A 16,008-nucleotide genomic window follows, 5' to 3' on the forward strand; every position below is an offset into this window, starting at 1 on the left:
TTCGGAACTGGGCGAGGACCGCTGTCGAGCCCGGGTCGGTCACGAGATATCTTGATGTCGAGCAATGTTGCAGACGTGGAGCGGAGCACCCGGTGACTGACTCGACCATCATCTATACGCACACTGACGAGGCCCCGGCCCTGGCGACGTATTCCTTCTTGCCGGTGGTCCAGGCGTACGCCTCGCAGGCGGGTGTCTCCGTGGAGACGCGGGACATCTCGCTGGCCGGGCGCATCATCGCCGTGTTCCCGGAGTACCTGACCGAGGACCAGCGGATCCCGGACGCCCTGCACGAGCTGGGCGAACTGGCCAAGACGCCCGAGGCCAACATCATCAAGCTGCCGAACATCTCGGCGTCGATCCCGCAGCTCAAGGCCGCCGTCGCCGAGCTGCAGGCGCAGGGCTACGCGCTGCCGGACTACCCGGACGACCCGAAGACCGACGAGGAGCGGGACATCCAGGCCCGCTACGACAAGGTCAAGGGCTCCGCCGTGAACCCGGTCCTGCGTGAGGGCAACTCCGACCGCCGCGCCCCCGCCTCGGTCAAGAACTACGCCAAGAACCACCCGCACCGCATGGGCGCCTGGTCGTCGGAGTCCAAGACCAACGTGGCGACGATGGGCGTGGACGACTTCCGCTCCACCGAGAAGTCCGTCGTGATCTCCGAGGCCGGCTCGCTGAAGATCGAACTGGTCGGCGACGACGGCTCCACCACGGTGCTGCGCGAGTCGGTACCGGTCCTCGAGGGCGAGGTCGTCGACGCCTCGGTGCTGCACGTGGCCCAGCTGCGGGAGTTCCTCACCGCGCAGATCGCCCGCGCCAAGGCCGAGGACGTGCTGTTCTCCGTGCACCTGAAGGCCACGATGATGAAGGTCTCCGACCCGATCATCTTCGGTCACGTGGTGCGCGCGTTCTTCCCGAAGACCTTCGCGCAGTACGGCCAGACGCTCGCCGCGGCCGGCCTGACCCCGAACGACGGTCTGGGCGGCATCTACAAGGGCCTGGAGTCCCTGCCCGAGGGCGCCGAGATCAAGGCGTCCTTCGACGCCGAGCTCGCCGAGGGCCCGGCCCTCGCGATGGTCGACTCCGACAAGGGCATCACCAACCTGCACGTGCCGTCCGACGTGATCGTGGACGCCTCGATGCCGGCCATGATCCGCACCTCCGGTCACATGTGGGGCCCGGACGGCGAGGAGGCCGACACCCTCGCGGTGCTGCCGGACTCGTCGTACGCCGGTGTCTACCAGGCCGTGATCGACGACTGCCGTGCCAACGGCGCCTACGACCCGTCGACCATGGGCTCGGTGCCGAACGTCGGCCTCATGGCGCAGAAGGCCGAGGAGTACGGCTCCCACGACAAGACCTTCGAGATCCCGGCCACCGGCACGGTCCGTCTCGTCGACCAGGCCGGCAACGTGGTGATCGAGCAGGCGGTCTCCGCCGGTGACATCTTCCGCGCCTGCCAGACCAAGGACGCGCCGATCCGGGACTGGGTCAAGCTGGCCGTCACTCGCGCCCGCGCCACCGGCAACCCGGCCGTGTTCTGGCTGGACGAGACCCGCGCGCACGACGCCAACCTGATCGCCAAGGTCACCGCCTACCTGGCGGAGCACGACACCGAGGGCCTGGACATCCGGATCCTGAACCCGGTCGAGGCGACCAAGCTGTCGGTGGAGCGCATCCGCCGCGGCGAGGACACCATCTCGGTGACCGGCAACGTCCTGCGTGACTACCTGACCGACCTCTTCCCGATCCTGGAGCTGGGCACCAGCGCCAAGATGCTGTCGGTCGTCCCGCTGATGGCGGGCGGCGGCCTGTTCGAGACGGGCGCCGGCGGTTCCGCCCCGAAGCACGTCCAGCAGCTGGTCAAGGAGAACTACCTGCGCTGGGACTCCCTCGGTGAGTTCTTCGCGCTGGTCCCCTCCCTGGAGCAGTACGCCGACTTCACGGGCAACTCGCGTGCGAAGGTCCTCGCCGACACCCTCGACCGCGCCACGGCGACCTTCCTCAACGAGGACAAGTCCCCGACCCGTCGCGTCGGCGGCATCGACAACCGCGGCAGCCACTTCTACCTGTCCCTGTACTGGGCCCAGGAGCTGGCCGCGCAGACCGACGACGCGGACCTGGCCAAGGCCTTCGCCTCGCTCGCCGAGAAGCTCGCCGCGAACGAGCAGAAGATCGTCGAGGAACTGAACGCCGTCCAGGGCAACCCGGCCGACATCGGCGGCTACTACCAGCCCGACCCGGCCAAGGCCGCGAAGATCATGCGCCCGTCGCCGACGTGGAACGACACGCTGGCGTCCCTGAGCTGACACCCGCTCCCTCGGTGACCCCGCCCCGGCCGGCTTCTGCCCGGCCGGGGCGGGGGCGTTTCCGGGGGGTGTATCGCGCGTGGGACCGCGTCCGGGGGAATCGCGTGGGCGCGGCGGTCGGCCTTGGGGGGGAGGCGGGAGGGGCGAGGTGCGAGCCGCGACGGCGTGGGCCGCTGGAGGCCGCCGGGGCTGAGGCGGCGGGGCTGCAGCCGAGGGTCCGCCGGCCGAGCCGCGGGGGTCTGCCCCGGGGACCGACCGTGCACGCGGCGAACCGTGCGCGCCACCAACCCGGGCAAACCAGCCGCGCGCGGCCGACCCGGGGCCACCGGCCATCCGCGGCAGACCGGGAAGGTCAGCCACGCACCGCAGACCCGGGGTGTCGGCCGCGCGCGTCGCGGACCCAGGCGACCAGCCGCGTGCGCCGCGGACCGGAGATCGGCCGTGTGCGCCGCGGCTCACCAGTCTCGCGTGCCGATCAGCTCCTCCACGTCCGCGTCCTCGAAGCCGTAGGTCCGTGCGATGAACCAGAACTCCTCGGCTATCTCCTCGCGGGCCACGGTCTCGATGTCGAAGTCGTCGTCCTGCAGGTCGTTGAACTCCTCGGTGGCCGCCTGGGCCAGCACGTACAGCGCGGGCAGGTCGGCGGGTCGGTCCGTCTCGATCCGCTCGCACAGCCGCAGCAGGATCTCCTTGCCCCGGTCCACCGCGCGGTCGGGGTAGTAGCCGTCGCGGTGGAGCGCCTCGAGGAACGAGTGGGCGATCACCCGCTGGTTGCCGATGTTCATGCTGAGATGGTGCACCACGCCACTGACAACGCCCCCGGAGCAGCCGTATGCCCTCGTTCGACCTGTTGCCCGGTGCCGAGCGGTCGCCGGTGATCCTCCATGTGCCGCACTCCGCGCGGGAGATCCCGGCCGAGGTCCGGGACGGGATCGTGCTGGACGACCTCGCGTTGGAGCGGGAGCTCGATCACATCGTCGACGCGCACACGGCGGAGCTCGCCGAGATGGCGGCCGGACTGGTGCGGACAACGCCGTGGCGGTTCGTGAACCGGCTCTCGCGGCTGGTCGTCGATCCCGAGCGGTTTCCGGACGAGCGGGAGGAGATGCTCGCCGTGGGCATGGGGGCCGTCTACACGCGGACCACACACCGGGAGGAACTGCGGCCCGCGGACACCGACCCCGAGCCGCTCATCGCGCGCTACTTCCGGCCGTACGCCCGTGCCATGACCGAAGCCGTGGCTGAGCGGCTGGACGTCACGGGGCGGGCCGTCATCATCGACGTGCACTCCTATCCCAGCGCGCCGCTGCCCTACGAACTGCACGGTGAGGGGCCCCGGCCGCCGGTCTGTCTCGGCACCGATCCCTTCCACACGCCGCCCGAACTGCTCGCCGCGGCCCGGAAGGCGTTCGGGGAGGTCGGGTTGGACAGTCCGTTCAGTGGGACGTACGTGCCGCTGGAGTTCTACGGCCGCGATCCCCGGGTGAGCGCCCTGATGGTGGAGATCCGGCGGGACACGTACATGACGGAACCGGGCGGACCCACCGGGCCGGGACTCCACCGGCTCGCACAGGCACTCGCCGCTCTCGTGGATGCCGTGGACTGACGTCCGCCGACTGACCTCCGGCTGGAGCGCTTCCGCGAGACACACGGCGGGGGCGCGGCACGCCGACAGAGCAGGGCCGCCGCCGGTGCGGCAGTGGCCCCAGCTCGACCTGGCCGGGACCGAGCCGGCCCGGTGCTCGCGGAGCAGATGCGCCGGACGTCGGCGACGGCCTGCACCACTGGCTTCAGACCGTCACCCAGTCGGTGACGATCACTCCCTCGTCGGTTCGCAGCCGGAGTGCGAAGGGGCCTGCGGGGGACGCCTCACAGGTGAAGCGGCCCATGTCGTCGGTCGTGAGTGGTACGCCTGCCTGCGGGCCACTGAGCACCTCGATCCGGGCCGGCCGGGGCGGCAGCACCTGCCCCATCAGGCCCTGCGGGGTGAGTTCGACGTCGACCGTCACCTCGCCCGCGTGGAAGGTCAGCATCCGCGGCGCCCCCGTCGCTCCCCGCACCGGAAGGGCGTCCACCACCGAGTCGAAGGAGAGCTCGGCGATGCGGCTGTCCAGGTCGTGCAGCGCGAACGCCTCCACGGCGAGCTGCCGCAGGGCGGGCGGCACGGGATCCAGGATGGCCGCCGCCTGCCGGAGCTCCTCCTCCAGCAGTTCGAGGGCGAACTCCTCGTCCGGCAACGCCTCTTCGTCGAAGACTGCGTCCTGATCGTCCTGATCGTCGTGCATGTCGCTCATACCGCCCCCCGTGCTTCGAGCCGCGCCCGCAGCCGCCGCAGGCAGCGCTGGCGCAGCGGTCCGATGCTGCCCACCGCGATCCCCAGAGCGGCGGACACCTCCTGGTAGCCGGGCTTCGGCGAGGCCATCAGGATGCGCAGCAACTCCCGGCAGCGCTCGCCGAGTTCCTCGAACTCCTGCCACAGGTACCGGACACGCTCGCTCTGGGCGGCGGCCTCCTCGGAGTCGAGGAACGACTGCTCGGGCGTACGGTCGTCGCTGATCCGGTCCAGGAGTTGCGGATCGTCCGTGACGGTCAGCCGCCGTAAGCTCTTGAGCACCTTCAGGCACTCGTGGCGTGCGGTGCTCGCCAGCCAGGACTTGGCCTTGTCGGGTTCGCGGATCCGCCCGAGGTGCTGGGCGAAGCGGAACCACACGGTCTGGTACACCTCGTGCGCGTCCGCGTCGGAGAGCCGGTGCGCGCGCACCACGGCCCACACCAGTGGGCTCAGCCCTTCCACGAGCGCCTTCCAGGCCGCCGCGTCACCGTCGACGGCGGACTGGACCAGCGCACCGACATCTGCTCGGTCCACGGTCCCACCCCTCGTGTACGGCAAGTCATCGTACGCCGTGGAAGGGACCACTCCGGCCGTCATGTGCCGAGCGGGCGCTGCACGACCGGCACCGGACGCCAGCCGGCCGGCCTCAGCGCCGGTACGTGCGCCCCGCGCACTTCGGCGAACTGCGTGTTGGTGGCAAGGAGTTGCTGCCGGGCGGCGCGCGGGTCCATCTCCTTGTTCGCGGTCATGTGGGCGGCGATCAGACCTGCCACGACCGGCGTCGCGAAGGAGGTGCCGCTCCAGTGCGCGTACCCCTCGAACATCACCTGGTCCGGCTTCGCCGTGGTGCCGTCCTCGCTCAACGCGCCGGTGTGGGAAGGCGACTGGCAGGTGCACACGTAGGTGAAGCCGTACCGGCAGGCCTCGTACGTGGAGTGCTGGTAGAGGTACGGCACCGGCGCGTCGAAGCCGGTCAGGGTGCTGGTGAGGCGCTCGCCGGGGGCGTAGACCTGCACCCAGGGGCCGTGGTTGCTGAAGCAGGCGCCGAACTCGCCGTCGCCGCGCAGCGCCCCGACCGACAGGACGACGCCCTGGTAGTCGGGGAGGGAGGCGTAGGCGGCGGGCCAGAAGGGGCTGGCGCTGGCGTTGTTGCCGGCCGCGGCGACCAACAGGGTGTCGTGGGCGCGCAGTTCCTGCATGAAGGCGTCCATGCCGAGCAGGCCGTTGGTGCGGCCGTTGGAGGTGCCCGCGGAGAGGCTGATGATGTCGGGCCAGCCGTCGGCGACCGCCTCGAAGAGCCTGTCGCCGAGCTCGGACTCCAGGATGGCACCCGCGTCGTTGAGGGTGTTGCGGACGGTGATGTCGGTGTTGGGCGCGACGGCCGCGACGACACCGGCGATGAACGTGCCGTGGCCGACGTACTGGAGGAGGTTCCCGGTCCCGTCCGTCTCGGTGCCGTGCAGGTCGCCCTCGACATGGGCGAGGAGCGGGACGAGCGCGTGGTCGTGGGTGAGGCCGTTGTCGACGACCAGGACGCCCACGGCGGTGTCGGCGTCGTAACCCGCCTCCACGGGGGCCGGGTTGGTGCCCTGGCTGAGCGCGGCGGGAACCGGTTCGTCGCCGGGGCAGGAGTTGACCGCGATCGACACGACGTGGTTGCGGCTGACCAGGCGGTGTCCGGCGCGTCCCTCGCGTTCGCCCATCGCGCGCAGGGCGTGGGTGACGGCACGGTCGCCGCGCCGGTCGCCGTGGCCCGGGTCGCCGACCTTGATCCGGGTGATGCCCGAGCGGTTGGTCTCGGGGCTGTCCCTGCGCACATGATCGCCGGTCAGACCGGTCGCCTCGGTGAAGTGGGTGCGCACGGTCTCCTCGACCAGCGCCGCGTCGCGGCCGTCCCGGGCGAGGACCACGCCCTTCTCGTAGATGAACTCGGAGGCGTCGTCGGGCCCCAGTGCCAGCGGGACGTCGGGCATGGAACGCTGGATCTGGTCGAACTGCTCGTGGAATCGCTGAGGTGCCATGGCGTTTCCTCCCACTGAGGCGGCGGTCGTCAGTCAGAGCCGCGGGGCCGGTGATTGATACAGCGCCAAACCGGTGTGGCCTGCCACCTGGGCCACTACCATCCATGGAGTGACAGCGGGAAGCGACTCGGTTCTCGAACTGCTGCCGATGGTGTTCGCGGCGCCCAACCAGGCGCTGGCGAGGGCAGAGGAGGTACTCGGCTCGGATCCCTCACCGCTGCACGCCTCCGTCGCCCATCAGGTGATCGGCATCTGGCAGCGGGACTGGGGCGACATGCGGATCGCCCTGGACCATCTGCGCCGGGCCCGCGATCTCGCGGCGCGCGCGGAGTCGGCCGACCGGGAGGCGGACGTGCTGGCCGCGCTCGGGGTGGCGCTGGTGCACGCGGGGCGTACCCGGCAGGGTCTCGCGGCGCTGGAGCGGGGTGTCGAGGTCGGCACCGGGCACACACGCGCGCGTGTCCTGTTCCGGCGGGCCTACGCGTCCTGGGTGCTCGGGCATCACGGGGCGGCGCTGGAGGACGTACGGCGGGCGATTCCGGTGCTGCGGCAGGCCGACGACGTGATCTGGACGGCGCGGGCGCTGACCCTGCGGGCCACCGTGCATCTCGCGCTCGGGGCGGTGGAGCGGGCGGACGCCGACTTCACGGCGGCGGAGGCACTGTGGGACACGACCGGCCAGGAGCACGACAAGGCCGACGTGGTGGAGAGCCGGGGCCTTGCCGCGTACCGGTCGGGGGACATCCCCGCCGCGCTGCGGCTGCTCGACGAGGCGCAGGAGCGGTACGCCAAGCTCGGCACGCCGACGTTCATGCTCACCATCCGGCGCTGCGAGGTGCTGATGGCCGCGGGGCTCGCCCCGGAGGCGCTCGCGGAGGCGGACGCGGCGATCGGGGTGCTGGACGGGATCGGCGGGCAGTCCACCCGCAAGGCCGAGCTGCTGCTGGCCGCGGCGCGGGCGGCCCGGGTCGCGGGTGACGCCCACACCGCGATCGCGCGGGCCGACATGGCCGTACGACTGTTCGCGGGGCAGCGGCGTACCTGGTGGGAGACGCATGCCCGGCTGGTGCTGATCGAGGCGCGGGTCGCCGCCGGGCGCGGCTCGGGCCGGCTGGTCGCGGACGCGGCGGCGGTGGCGGACCGGCTGGCCTCCTTCGGTGCGCCGGCCGCCCCGGAGGCCTCGCTGCTCGCGGGCCGGATCGCGCTCGGCCTGGGGTGGCGGGAGGACGCCCAGCGGCATCTGGAGGTGGCCGCCCGCAGCCGGCACGGCGGGCCGCCGCTGGCCCGGATGACGGGCTGGGCGGCGCGGGCGCTGTGGGCGCGGGCCGTGGGCTCCGACCGGGGGGTCCTGGAAGCCTGCCGCCGGGGCCTGGACGTGCTCGACGACCACCGTACGACGCTGGGCGCCTCGGAGCTGCGGGCCCGGGCCACCGCGCAGGGCGCGGAGCTCGCCGGGCTCGCGGCGCGGGCCTCGCTCACGTCGGGCGGGCCGCGGCGGCTGCTGGTGTGGAGCGAGCGCTGGCGGGCCACGGTCCTGTCAGCGCCGCCGACCCGCCCGCCGGCCGACCCCGCGCTGCTCAGCGACCTGACCGCCTTCCGGGAGATCGCGGCACGCGCGGAGGAGGCCCGGATGGAGGGCCGGCCGGTGCCGACGCTGGAGCGCGAACAACGGCGCCTGGAACGGGAGATCCGCTCCCGGACCCTCCATATGCGCGGTGACGCGCCCGGTGACGGTTACCGGTTCGACCCCGGCGGGCTGCTGGAACGGCTCGGTGACGACGTACGGCTGGTCGAACTCGCCGTGCTCGACGGGCGTGTTCAGGTGCTGCTGTGCGCGCAGGGGCGGGTGCGGCGGTTCGAGGGCGGACTGCTGGCCGACGCCGAGCGCGAGGCCGAGCATGTCCAGGCGGGGCTGAGGAGGCTGGCCCACCCGGGCGCGGAGGCCCGGCTTCCGGTGGTGGAGGCGGCCGGTCGGCGGCTGGAGGAACTGCTGCTCGGACCGGCCGCGACGCAGCTCGGCCCCGGACCGGTCGTGGTGGTACCGCCGGGACGGCTGCACCGGGTGCCGTGGGCGCTGCTGCCCTCGCTGCGGGAGCGGGTGTTCAGCGTGTCGCCGTCGGCCAGCAGCTGGCTTCGGGCGCGGGACACCGTGCCGCCGCCGGGCGGGCGTCAGGTGCTGGTACGCGGGCCGGGGCTCGCGACCGAGGGTGCCGAGGTGCCCGAACTGGCCGGGCGCTACGGCTCCGCCACCGTCCTGGAGTACGACGACGCGCGCGTGCCGCGGGTGTTGGAGGAACTGGACGGGGCGGCGCTGGCGCACATCGCCGCGCACGGCACCTTCCGTGCGGACAGCCCGCTGTTCTCGGCGTTGCGGATGGCCGACGGGCCGCTCATCGTGCACGACTTCGAGCGCCTGGACCGCAGCCCGTACCGGATCATCCTGTCCTGCTGCGACACCGCCCGGTTCGCCTCGGTCGGCGCGGACGAACTGCTCGGCCTGGTCACCGCGCTGCTGCCGCTGGGTACGGCGGGGGTGGTCGCGTGCAGTGCGCCGGTCAACGACGCGGCGGTGGTGCCGTTGATGCTGACGCTGCACAAGGGGCTCAGTGCGGGAGCGTCCATGGCGGAGGCGCTGCGGGACGCGCGGTCCTCGCTGCCGGGGGATGCGGTGCACCAGGCGACGGGGTGGGCGTTCTCGGCGTTCGGGGCGGCGTGACGGCCGAGGGGTGCGTGAGGTGCCGCGGGGGCGTGGTGCCAAGGGGTGCGTGAAGTGCGGGGCGGCCTGACCCCTCCCCCGAATACTGGGGGTCAGACCGCCCCGGTCCGGTGTACGGCTCAGGCCGGCTGTGCCTGCTCCAGCTCCACCAGGCACGGCAGGGCGTCGCGGTCGCTCGCGCCGAGGCGGGCGTACGCGCTGTAGAGGTGATTGCCGACCGTACGGATGGACAGGGTGAGTTTCTCCGCGATCTGGCGGTTGCTCAGGCCGGCGGCCGCGAGGGTGACAATCTGCCGCTGCCGGGCGGTGAGTTCACCGAGGACCAGTCCGGACAGGGCTGGGGTACGGGCACCCTGGCAGCGCCGGGCCAGGGCGACGGCTCGGGTGCGGGAGGTACGGGCGGCGCTCGGGTCGCGGTGCGCTCGTACGGCCTGGGCGTACGCCTCCGCCGCGAAGAGCAGGAAGCCGCGCTCCTCCAGGGCCTGTGCGGCACGGTCGAGGGCGGGCCCGTCACCGCGGGCGAGCGCGTCGGCGTGCTCGGCGAAGACACCGGTCAGCCGGCCTACGGTCCGGTCGGGCGCACCCAGGCGGACGGCGTCGTACAGCTCCTCCCCTACGGTGCCGAGAGCCAGGTCGAGATCACCGTGCGCGGCGGCCCACCAGGTGGCCGCCGAACCGCCCGAGCCGACCGGAGGTGCCACGAGCTCGTGGTGCCCCGACTGTGCCGCGGCCAGGGCGAGTTCGAGACGGCAGGCCGGGTCGTCGGAAGTGGCCCGCAGTCCCTCCCTCGCCCAGGCCGCGGCCTCCCGCAGTTCCCCCCGCAGGCGTGCGAACCGCGCGCGTACCGCGGCGTGCCGGGCCGGTATGCCGGTGCCTTCGTCCAGCAGCCACTCCCCCACCGACGTGGAGACGGCCCGTACGTCCCCCTCGGCGATCGCCCGGACCAGTGTGGCCGTCTCGGTCTCCAGGGCAGCCGCGCGGCCGGCCGGGGTGCGGGCCAGGCGCCGCGTCTTCAGGCGTCCGGCGGCGGCTCGCAGCACCGGGCCGTGCAGGGGGTGGGCGAGGCGGGCAGCGCCTTGCTCGTCGACGTGGACCAGACCGTCGGCCTCCAGGGCTTCGAGGGCGTCCAGGTCGAGCGTGTCGGCGTCCATCGGGAGCGGCTCGCCGAAGGCCAGGCGATCCAGGGTCTCCCGCTCGCCGGGGCCGGTGCGGCCGAGGAGGTGCGCGGTGCGCTCGCGTACGGCCGCGGTGACCGGAACCGGGCCGCGCCACTCCCACTCGGCCGAGTCCGGGAGCCGGTGCAGCAGCCCCCGTTCGCGCACCGCGTCCACCAGCTCGCGCAGCAGTCGCAGATCGCCCCGGCACAGGCGGTACAGCCGGTTGACGGTGAGGATTTCCGGGCCGCCGGCGCCGACCGCGAGCAGGTGTGCGGTCTCCTCGCGGGGCAGCGGTTCCAGAGCGAGGCGCGGCAGGAGCTCTCCGGTCCACAGGCGGGAGATCGCGCCCGGCGCCCGCGTGCCCTCGGTGGCGACGACCAGGAGGCGGGTGCGGCCGTGCACGGCGAGCTGGTGGACCAGGGCCGCCGAGGCGTCGTCCAGCAGATGGGCGTCGTCGACGAGCAGCAGCCGTACGGACGACAGGAGTTGGACCGCCCGCTGCAGGGACACCGGCTCCGGCAGGAGGTGCGCGAAGGCGGCGAACGGAAGACCTCGGGTCCCGGGAGTGCCCGCCACCCTGACGCAGTCCGGGCCGCGTACGGCCTCCGTGACGAGCCGGGTCTTGCCGCGGCCCGCGGGACCGGTCACCACGATGCCCTGCCGCCCTCCGGCGACGGACCTGCGGACCAGCTCGAGTTCGTCCTCCCGCCCGGTGAACGGCCAGGGCAGCTCCAGGGTCTTCGCGTCCCGTTCGAATATCATCACGGAAGCTAGAGCACCGCTACTCAGTCCTGATACAGGGGGACTTGAGTAGCCCCCGACTCAGGCGCCCCGGGGCGCCCGACGGCACGCTGAACCCCATGACCGCACGCTACTGCTCCCTCGCGCAGCAGTCGGCTCCGGCGTTCGTCCCGGGGTTGGCCGCCGAGCGGCTGAGTGCGCTCATCGGCGGCAGCCGGATGTGGGTCAACGGCACGGTCCTGCACTACTGCTTCTTCGACGGCGACACCGACGGTTCGGTCATCGCGGTTCCGGGGACCGGGCAGTCCCGTCGGGTGTCGTGGGTCGGCGCCAAGGAGCAGCGGGACGTGGTGCGCGAGTGCTTCCAGGAGTGGCAGCACCTCGGGATCGGGGTGCGCTTCGCCGAGGTCGGCGACCGTTCGGAGGCCGAACTGCGGATCGGGTTCCAGATCGGCGACGGCTCCTGGTCGACCGTGGGCAAGGACGCGCTCCTCGTCGGTCAGAACGAACGCACCATGAACTTCGGCTGGGACCTGACCGCGCCCGGGGAGCGCGCAACGGCCCTGCACGAGATCGGGCACGCGCTCGGCATGCTGCACGAGCACCAGAGTCCGTTCGCCGGGATCCACTGGGACGACGAGGCCGTCTACGCCGATCTGGCGGGCCCGCCGAACTTCTGGAGCCGGGACCGGACGTTCTTCAACATCGTGCGCAAGCTGGACCCGGACGAGGTCAACGGCTCGGTCTGGGACCCGCAGTCGATCATGGAGTATCCCTTCGAGGCGGGGCTGGTCCTGGAACCGGAGCAGTTCCGCGCGGGCCTGAACCCGCCCGGCACCCTGTCGGCCGCCGACAAGGAGTACGTCCTGCGCTGGTACCCGCCGGCCGCGCCGACACGGGCGCCGGCGCTGGTGCCCTTCCGGTCCGCGCCGCTCGGGCTCGGCCCGGGTGAGCAGGCCGACTTCACCGTGGAACCGCCGGAGACCCGCGAGTACACCGTGGGCACCTTCGGCGACAGCGACACCGTCGTCGTGGTCTTCGAGGAACGGGACGGGGAACCCCGCTACCTCTTCGGCCGGGACGACGGAGGCACTCCGCACAACGCCACGATCAGGGCCCGTCTCGTGAAGGGCCGCCGCTACTTCGTCCGTGTGCGCCTGTACTCCGCGTGGGGTTCGGGGGAAACCGCGCTCATGTGCTGGTGACAGCACAGACAGGCCGCACGGGCGAGGCTGGACCGCTGTCCGGCGCCGGGGGAATGGCCGGCGCACGTCACCTTCGGGGGAGGGAGACGTGCGCCGGCCACACGGCGTTCAGCGGGAGTCCCCCGTGACACAGTGGGGCATGCTGATCGTCATCGGCGGTCTGCCGGCCACCGGCAAGACCACCCTCGCACGGCTCCTGGCGGCCAGGACGGACACCTCTAGCTCCGAGGCCAGTTGACGTGCCGTCACCTATGACTGACCGCCGGGGTTGACGATCGCAAGACTGACAAAGGGTGTCAGTCATACGGCCGTAGCGTCGTCCGCGAAGCCCCCGATCGGCAGGGAGACAGCACGTGATCAACGGATATGTCATCGGCGAGAGCCTTCGGTCCGGCGCGGTGTTCGAGCCTCGCGGACTGCGCTTGCGGAAGGTCAGCAGGGTCGAGATCGGCGCGGCGGCCGACGCGCAGCCGCCCGTGTGGACGCTCGTCGAGTGGGAGACCGACAGCGAGGACGTGGGTGCGCTCGCGGAAGCCTTGGCCTCGGCGCTGGAGCCGGAGCTCGGCTGGTACGCCGACTTCACCGCCGGGGACGAGCGCGTGGTCGTCTTCGCGGGGAAGGTGTTCCGCTATCGGCGCGGCGACGAGGCGGGCCGCGCCGAAGCGGTGGAGTACGGGCGGTCGGTGGGTACGCCCGGCCATCAGCTCGACTGGGAGGACTGACCACGCTTCACGACGCCGCCCGTTGCTCGTCGTGGGTGTCGTCGGGGTGGGCGAGGCCGAGGTGGTGGCGCAGGGTCGGGCCCTGGTAGTCGGTGCGGAAGACGCCCTGTTCCTGCAGGAGCGGGACGACCTTGTCGGCGAAGTCGTCCAGGCCGGTCGGGGTGATGTGCGGGACCAGGATGAAGCCGTCGCTCGCGTCGGCCTGCACATACTCGTTGATGGTGCGGGCGATGGTCTGCGGTGAGCCGATGAAGTTCTGCCGGTTGCCGGTGTTGATGACCAGGTCGCGGATGGACCACTTGTTCGCGGCGGCCAGTTCGCGCCATTCGCGGGCGGTGGCCAGCGGGTCCCGGTACATGCGCACCTGGGCCCGGCCCTTGGAGATGTGCTCGCCGCTGACGTCGGGGTCGATGTCGGGCAGCGGTCCATCGGGGTCGTAGGCGGACAGGTCCCGGTTCCACACGAACTCCAGGTGCCGGAGCGCGGTGGCCCCGCTGACCTGCTGGCGCCGCACGGTCCGTGCGAGTTCCTCGGCCTCGGCGTCGGTGTCGGCGAGCGCGAAGGAGGCGGCGGGCAGGATCAGCAGCTGGTCGTGGCGGCGGCCGTACCTGGCCAGGCGGTTCTTGACGTCGGTGTAGAAGGCCTGGCCCTCGGTGAGGGTGGCGTACCGGCTGAAGATCGCATCGGCGGACGAGGCGGCGAACTCGCGGCCCTCCTCGGAGTCGCCGGCCTGGAAGACGACCGGGCGGCCCTGCGGGGAGCGCGGGACGTTGAACTGCCCGTGGATGTCGAAGTGCTGCCCGGTGTGCTCGAAGGAGCCGGCCTTCGCCTCACGCAGGAACACGCCCGCCTCCTGGTCGGCGAGGATCTCGTCGCCGTGCCAGGAATCGAACAGCTCCTGGGTGGTGGCCAGGAACTCCTTGGCGCGCGAGTAGCGCTCTTCCTGCGGCAGGAAGCCGCCGCGGCGGAAGTTCTCGCCGGTGAAGGCGTCCCAGGAGGTGACCACGTTCCACGCCGAGCGGCCCCCGGAGAGGTGGTCGAGGCTGGCGAACTGGCGGGCCACCTCGTAGGGCTCGTTGAAGGTGGAGTTGATGGTGCCGGTCAGGCCGAGGTGGTCGGTGACGGCGGCCAGCGCGGCGAGGATCGTGAACGTGTCGGGGCGGCCGACCACGTCCAAGTCGTAGATTTTCCCGCCCTGTTCGCGCAGGCGCAGCCCCTCGGCCAGGAACAGGAAGTCGAACTTGGCGCGTTCGGCGGTCTTCGCGAAGTGGGCGAATGAACTGAACTCGATGTGGCTGCCGGCCTTCGGGTCGCTCCACACCGTGGTGTTGTTGACGCCCGGGAAATGCGCGGCCAGATGTATCTGCTTCAGGGGCTTGGTCATCGGTCCTGGGGTTCCTTCCGAGGTCAGGCGGTCGCTGCGGCGTAGCGGTTGGCGGGGCGGGCCAGGCCCAGCAGGCCGCGCAGGGTGTCGGCCTCATAGGCGGTGCGGAAGGCGCCCCGGCGCTGGAGCTCGGGAACCAGGCCACCGGTGATGGCCGGCAGGTCGTGACCCAGGACGCCCGGCCGCAGCCTGAAACCGCTCAGCCCCTGCTCAGCGAACTCCTGCAACAGGTCGGCGAGTTGGGCTGGGGTGCCGGTGAAGATACGGGCATCGCTCTGATACGGCTCTCCCGCGAGCCCGTCGAGACGCTCCCGGCGGGCGGCGGCCTCGGCCGGCTCGTCGTCGAGGAAGACCACCAAGTCGCCGAAGACATGCAGGAGTTCACCCGCCCGCCCGGCCCTCTCCTGCTCGGCGCGGATCTCGGCGACGATCGCGCGGGCCTGGCCGCTGTCGTGCGGAGTGACGTGGCCGACGTCGGCCTGGCGGGCGATGAGCCGGTAGGGGACGGTCTGGTGGCCCAGGGCGGTGACCAGGGGCTGGCCCTGCGGCGGGCGCGGTGTGATGGAGGGGCCCTTGACGCTGAAATGCTTCCCCTGGAAGTCGATGTAGTGCAGCTTGTCCCGGTCGATGAAACGGCCGGTGGCCGCATCACGGATCTCGGCGTCGTCCTCCCAGCTGTCCCACAACCGCCGCACCACTTCCACGTAGTCGGCGGCCTCGTCGAAGAGATCGGTGACCAGTTCCTGGGCCCCGGGACTGTCGTAGGCCTCGATCGAAGGAATGGTGCGGCGCCCGAAGTGCGCGGCCTCGTTCGGGCGGGCACTGATCTGGACGCGCACGCCCGCCCGGCCGCTGCTGACGTAATCCAGGGTCGCGATCGCCTTGGAAAGGTGGAACGGCTCGGTATGGGTGACCACCGCGGTCGGCACCAGACCTATGTGCCGGGTCAGCGGGGCGACGCGGGAGGCGATGAGCACGGCGTCGAGGCGGCCACGGACCTGGTCGGTGCGCTCGTCCGGGTCGAGGAAGTGGGAGGACTGCGGGCCCAGTCCGTCCTCGATGGTGACGAAGTCGAGCAGGCCACGCTCCGCCTCGTCGACCAGGTCGGCCCAGTATCCGGCGGTGAGCAGCTCTTGGGGCCGGGCCACCGGCTCACGCCAGGAAGCGGGGTGCCAGCCGGTGCCGTCCAGAGCGACGGCCAGATGCAGCAAGGGGGAAGAAGGGGACACGGGCGGGTGCCTTCCTGGAGATCCGTACGAGAAAACCGGCCCACGGGCGGGCGGGACACGGCGGCTGGGGCAGCTGAACGGGTCAGGAACAACAGAGCGCGGCGGACACGCGCAGGAGATCGACATGAGGCCGGGAGTGGAGGTGGACGGAGCGAAGTGTGCTGGTCACTCCCGTCACCTCCTCCTTCT

The 16,008-nt window shown here is 71.9% G+C and carries 13 protein-coding genes; 5 read left to right on the forward strand and 8 right to left on the reverse strand.

Annotated elements, in window-relative coordinates; genetic code table 11:
• The first annotated feature begins 92 nt into the window (after nt 1-92).
• Complete coding sequence (locus ACZ39I_RS08750; protein WP_467243733.1) at nt 93-2,312, forward strand: NADP-dependent isocitrate dehydrogenase; 2,220 nt, start codon at nt 93-95, stop codon at nt 2,310-2,312.
• A gap of 455 nt (nt 2,313-2,767) precedes the next feature.
• Here ACZ39I_RS08750 and ACZ39I_RS08755 read toward each other — a convergent pair whose 3' ends face one another.
• Nucleotides 2,768-3,097: a DUF5713 family protein gene (locus ACZ39I_RS08755; RefSeq protein ID WP_467243734.1), complete on the reverse strand. Its 330-nt coding sequence runs from the start codon at nt 3,095-3,097 to the stop codon at nt 2,768-2,770.
• A gap of 47 nt (nt 3,098-3,144) precedes the next feature.
• On the opposite strand from ACZ39I_RS08755, the gene ACZ39I_RS08760 reads away from it, so the two are divergent.
• Nucleotides 3,145-3,918, forward strand: coding sequence for an N-formylglutamate amidohydrolase (locus ACZ39I_RS08760; protein ID WP_467243735.1), 774 nt, complete (start codon nt 3,145-3,147; stop codon nt 3,916-3,918).
• A gap of 184 nt (nt 3,919-4,102) precedes the next feature.
• Here the strand turns inward: ACZ39I_RS08760 and ACZ39I_RS08765 are convergent, their stop codons facing one another.
• Genes ACZ39I_RS08765 through ACZ39I_RS08775 form a run of 3 tightly spaced genes read right to left on the reverse strand, consistent with a single transcriptional unit; the run spans nt 4,103 to nt 6,665 of the window.
• A complete protein-coding gene (locus ACZ39I_RS08765; RefSeq protein WP_467243736.1) occupies nt 4,103-4,606 on the reverse strand; it encodes a hypothetical protein in 504 nt (167 codons plus the stop codon).
• On the reverse strand, nt 4,603-5,178 hold the full coding sequence (locus ACZ39I_RS08770; protein ID WP_467243737.1) for an RNA polymerase sigma factor: 576 nt from the start codon (nt 5,176-5,178) through the stop codon (nt 4,603-4,605). The genes ACZ39I_RS08765 and ACZ39I_RS08770 overlap by 4 nt, the downstream gene beginning before the upstream one ends.
• Before the next feature lie 59 nt (nt 5,179-5,237).
• Nucleotides 5,238-6,665 carry a S8/S53 family peptidase gene (locus ACZ39I_RS08775; protein WP_467243738.1) on the reverse strand — a complete coding sequence of 476 codons (1,428 nt, stop codon included), beginning with the start codon at nt 6,663-6,665 and terminating at the stop codon, nt 5,238-5,240.
• Between the two features lie 148 nt (nt 6,666-6,813).
• On the opposite strand from ACZ39I_RS08775, the gene ACZ39I_RS08780 reads away from it, so the two are divergent.
• A complete protein-coding gene (locus ACZ39I_RS08780; protein WP_467244362.1) occupies nt 6,814-9,381 on the forward strand; it encodes a CHAT domain-containing protein in 2,568 nt (855 codons plus the stop codon).
• A gap of 119 nt (nt 9,382-9,500) precedes the next feature.
• On the opposite strand, the gene ACZ39I_RS08785 is transcribed toward ACZ39I_RS08780, so the two are convergent.
• Complete coding sequence (locus tag ACZ39I_RS08785; RefSeq protein WP_467244363.1) at nt 9,501-11,300, reverse strand: LuxR family transcriptional regulator AbsR2; 1,800 nt, start codon at nt 11,298-11,300, stop codon at nt 9,501-9,503.
• Between the two features lie 98 nt (nt 11,301-11,398).
• On the opposite strand from ACZ39I_RS08785, the gene absR1 reads away from it, so the two are divergent.
• A complete protein-coding gene (gene absR1 / locus ACZ39I_RS08790) occupies nt 11,399-12,484 on the forward strand; it encodes a beta-glucuronidase AbsR1 (protein ID WP_467243739.1) in 1,086 nt (361 codons plus the stop codon).
• A gap of 353 nt (nt 12,485-12,837) precedes the next feature.
• On the forward strand, nt 12,838-13,206 hold the full coding sequence (locus ACZ39I_RS08795) for a hypothetical protein (RefSeq protein WP_467243740.1): 369 nt from the start codon (nt 12,838-12,840) through the stop codon (nt 13,204-13,206).
• 7 nt (nt 13,207-13,213) lie between these two features.
• Here the strand turns inward: ACZ39I_RS08795 and ACZ39I_RS08800 are convergent, their stop codons facing one another.
• The 3 genes from ACZ39I_RS08800 to ACZ39I_RS08810 form a co-directional block, all read right to left on the reverse strand.
• Nucleotides 13,214-14,590 (reverse strand): NtaA/DmoA family FMN-dependent monooxygenase, encoded by a 1,377-nt coding sequence (locus ACZ39I_RS08800; protein ID WP_467243741.1) that lies wholly within the window; start codon nt 14,588-14,590, stop codon nt 13,214-13,216.
• A 23-nt stretch (nt 14,591-14,613) separates the two neighbouring features.
• Nucleotides 14,614-15,819 carry an LLM class flavin-dependent oxidoreductase gene (locus ACZ39I_RS08805; protein WP_467243742.1) on the reverse strand — a complete coding sequence of 402 codons (1,206 nt, stop codon included), beginning with the start codon at nt 15,817-15,819 and terminating at the stop codon, nt 14,614-14,616.
• Nucleotides 15,820-15,901: 82 nt separating this feature from the next.
• A complete protein-coding gene (locus ACZ39I_RS08810; RefSeq protein ID WP_467243743.1) occupies nt 15,902-15,997 on the reverse strand; it encodes a putative leader peptide in 96 nt (31 codons plus the stop codon).
• Nucleotides 15,998-16,008: the final 11 nt, after the last annotated feature.

This window comes from Streptomyces sp. NPDC024687 (assembly GCF_055559055.1).

What these genes read in the sequence shown, in the direction of transcription:
- ACZ39I_RS08755 (WP_467243734.1), bottom strand. Translation starts at nt 3,097, where the DNA reads ATGAACATCGGCAACCAGCGGGTGATCGCCCACTCGTTCCTCGAGGCG.
- ACZ39I_RS08765 (WP_467243736.1), bottom strand. Translation starts at nt 4,606, where the DNA reads ATGAGCGACATGCACGACGATCAGGACGATCAGGACGCAGTCTTCGAC.
- ACZ39I_RS08760 (WP_467243735.1), top strand. Translation starts at nt 3,145, where the DNA reads ATGCCCTCGTTCGACCTGTTGCCCGGTGCCGAGCGGTCGCCGGTGATC.
- ACZ39I_RS08785 (WP_467244363.1), bottom strand. Translation starts at nt 11,300, where the DNA reads ATGATATTCGAACGGGACGCGAAGACCCTGGAGCTGCCCTGGCCGTTC.
- absR1 (WP_467243739.1), top strand. Translation starts at nt 11,399, where the DNA reads ATGACCGCACGCTACTGCTCCCTCGCGCAGCAGTCGGCTCCGGCGTTC.
- ACZ39I_RS08775 (WP_467243738.1), bottom strand. Translation starts at nt 6,665, where the DNA reads ATGGCACCTCAGCGATTCCACGAGCAGTTCGACCAGATCCAGCGTTCC.
- ACZ39I_RS08780 (WP_467244362.1), top strand. Translation starts at nt 6,814, where the DNA reads ATGGTGTTCGCGGCGCCCAACCAGGCGCTGGCGAGGGCAGAGGAGGTA.
- ACZ39I_RS08800 (WP_467243741.1), bottom strand. Translation starts at nt 14,590, where the DNA reads ATGACCAAGCCCCTGAAGCAGATACATCTGGCCGCGCATTTCCCGGGC.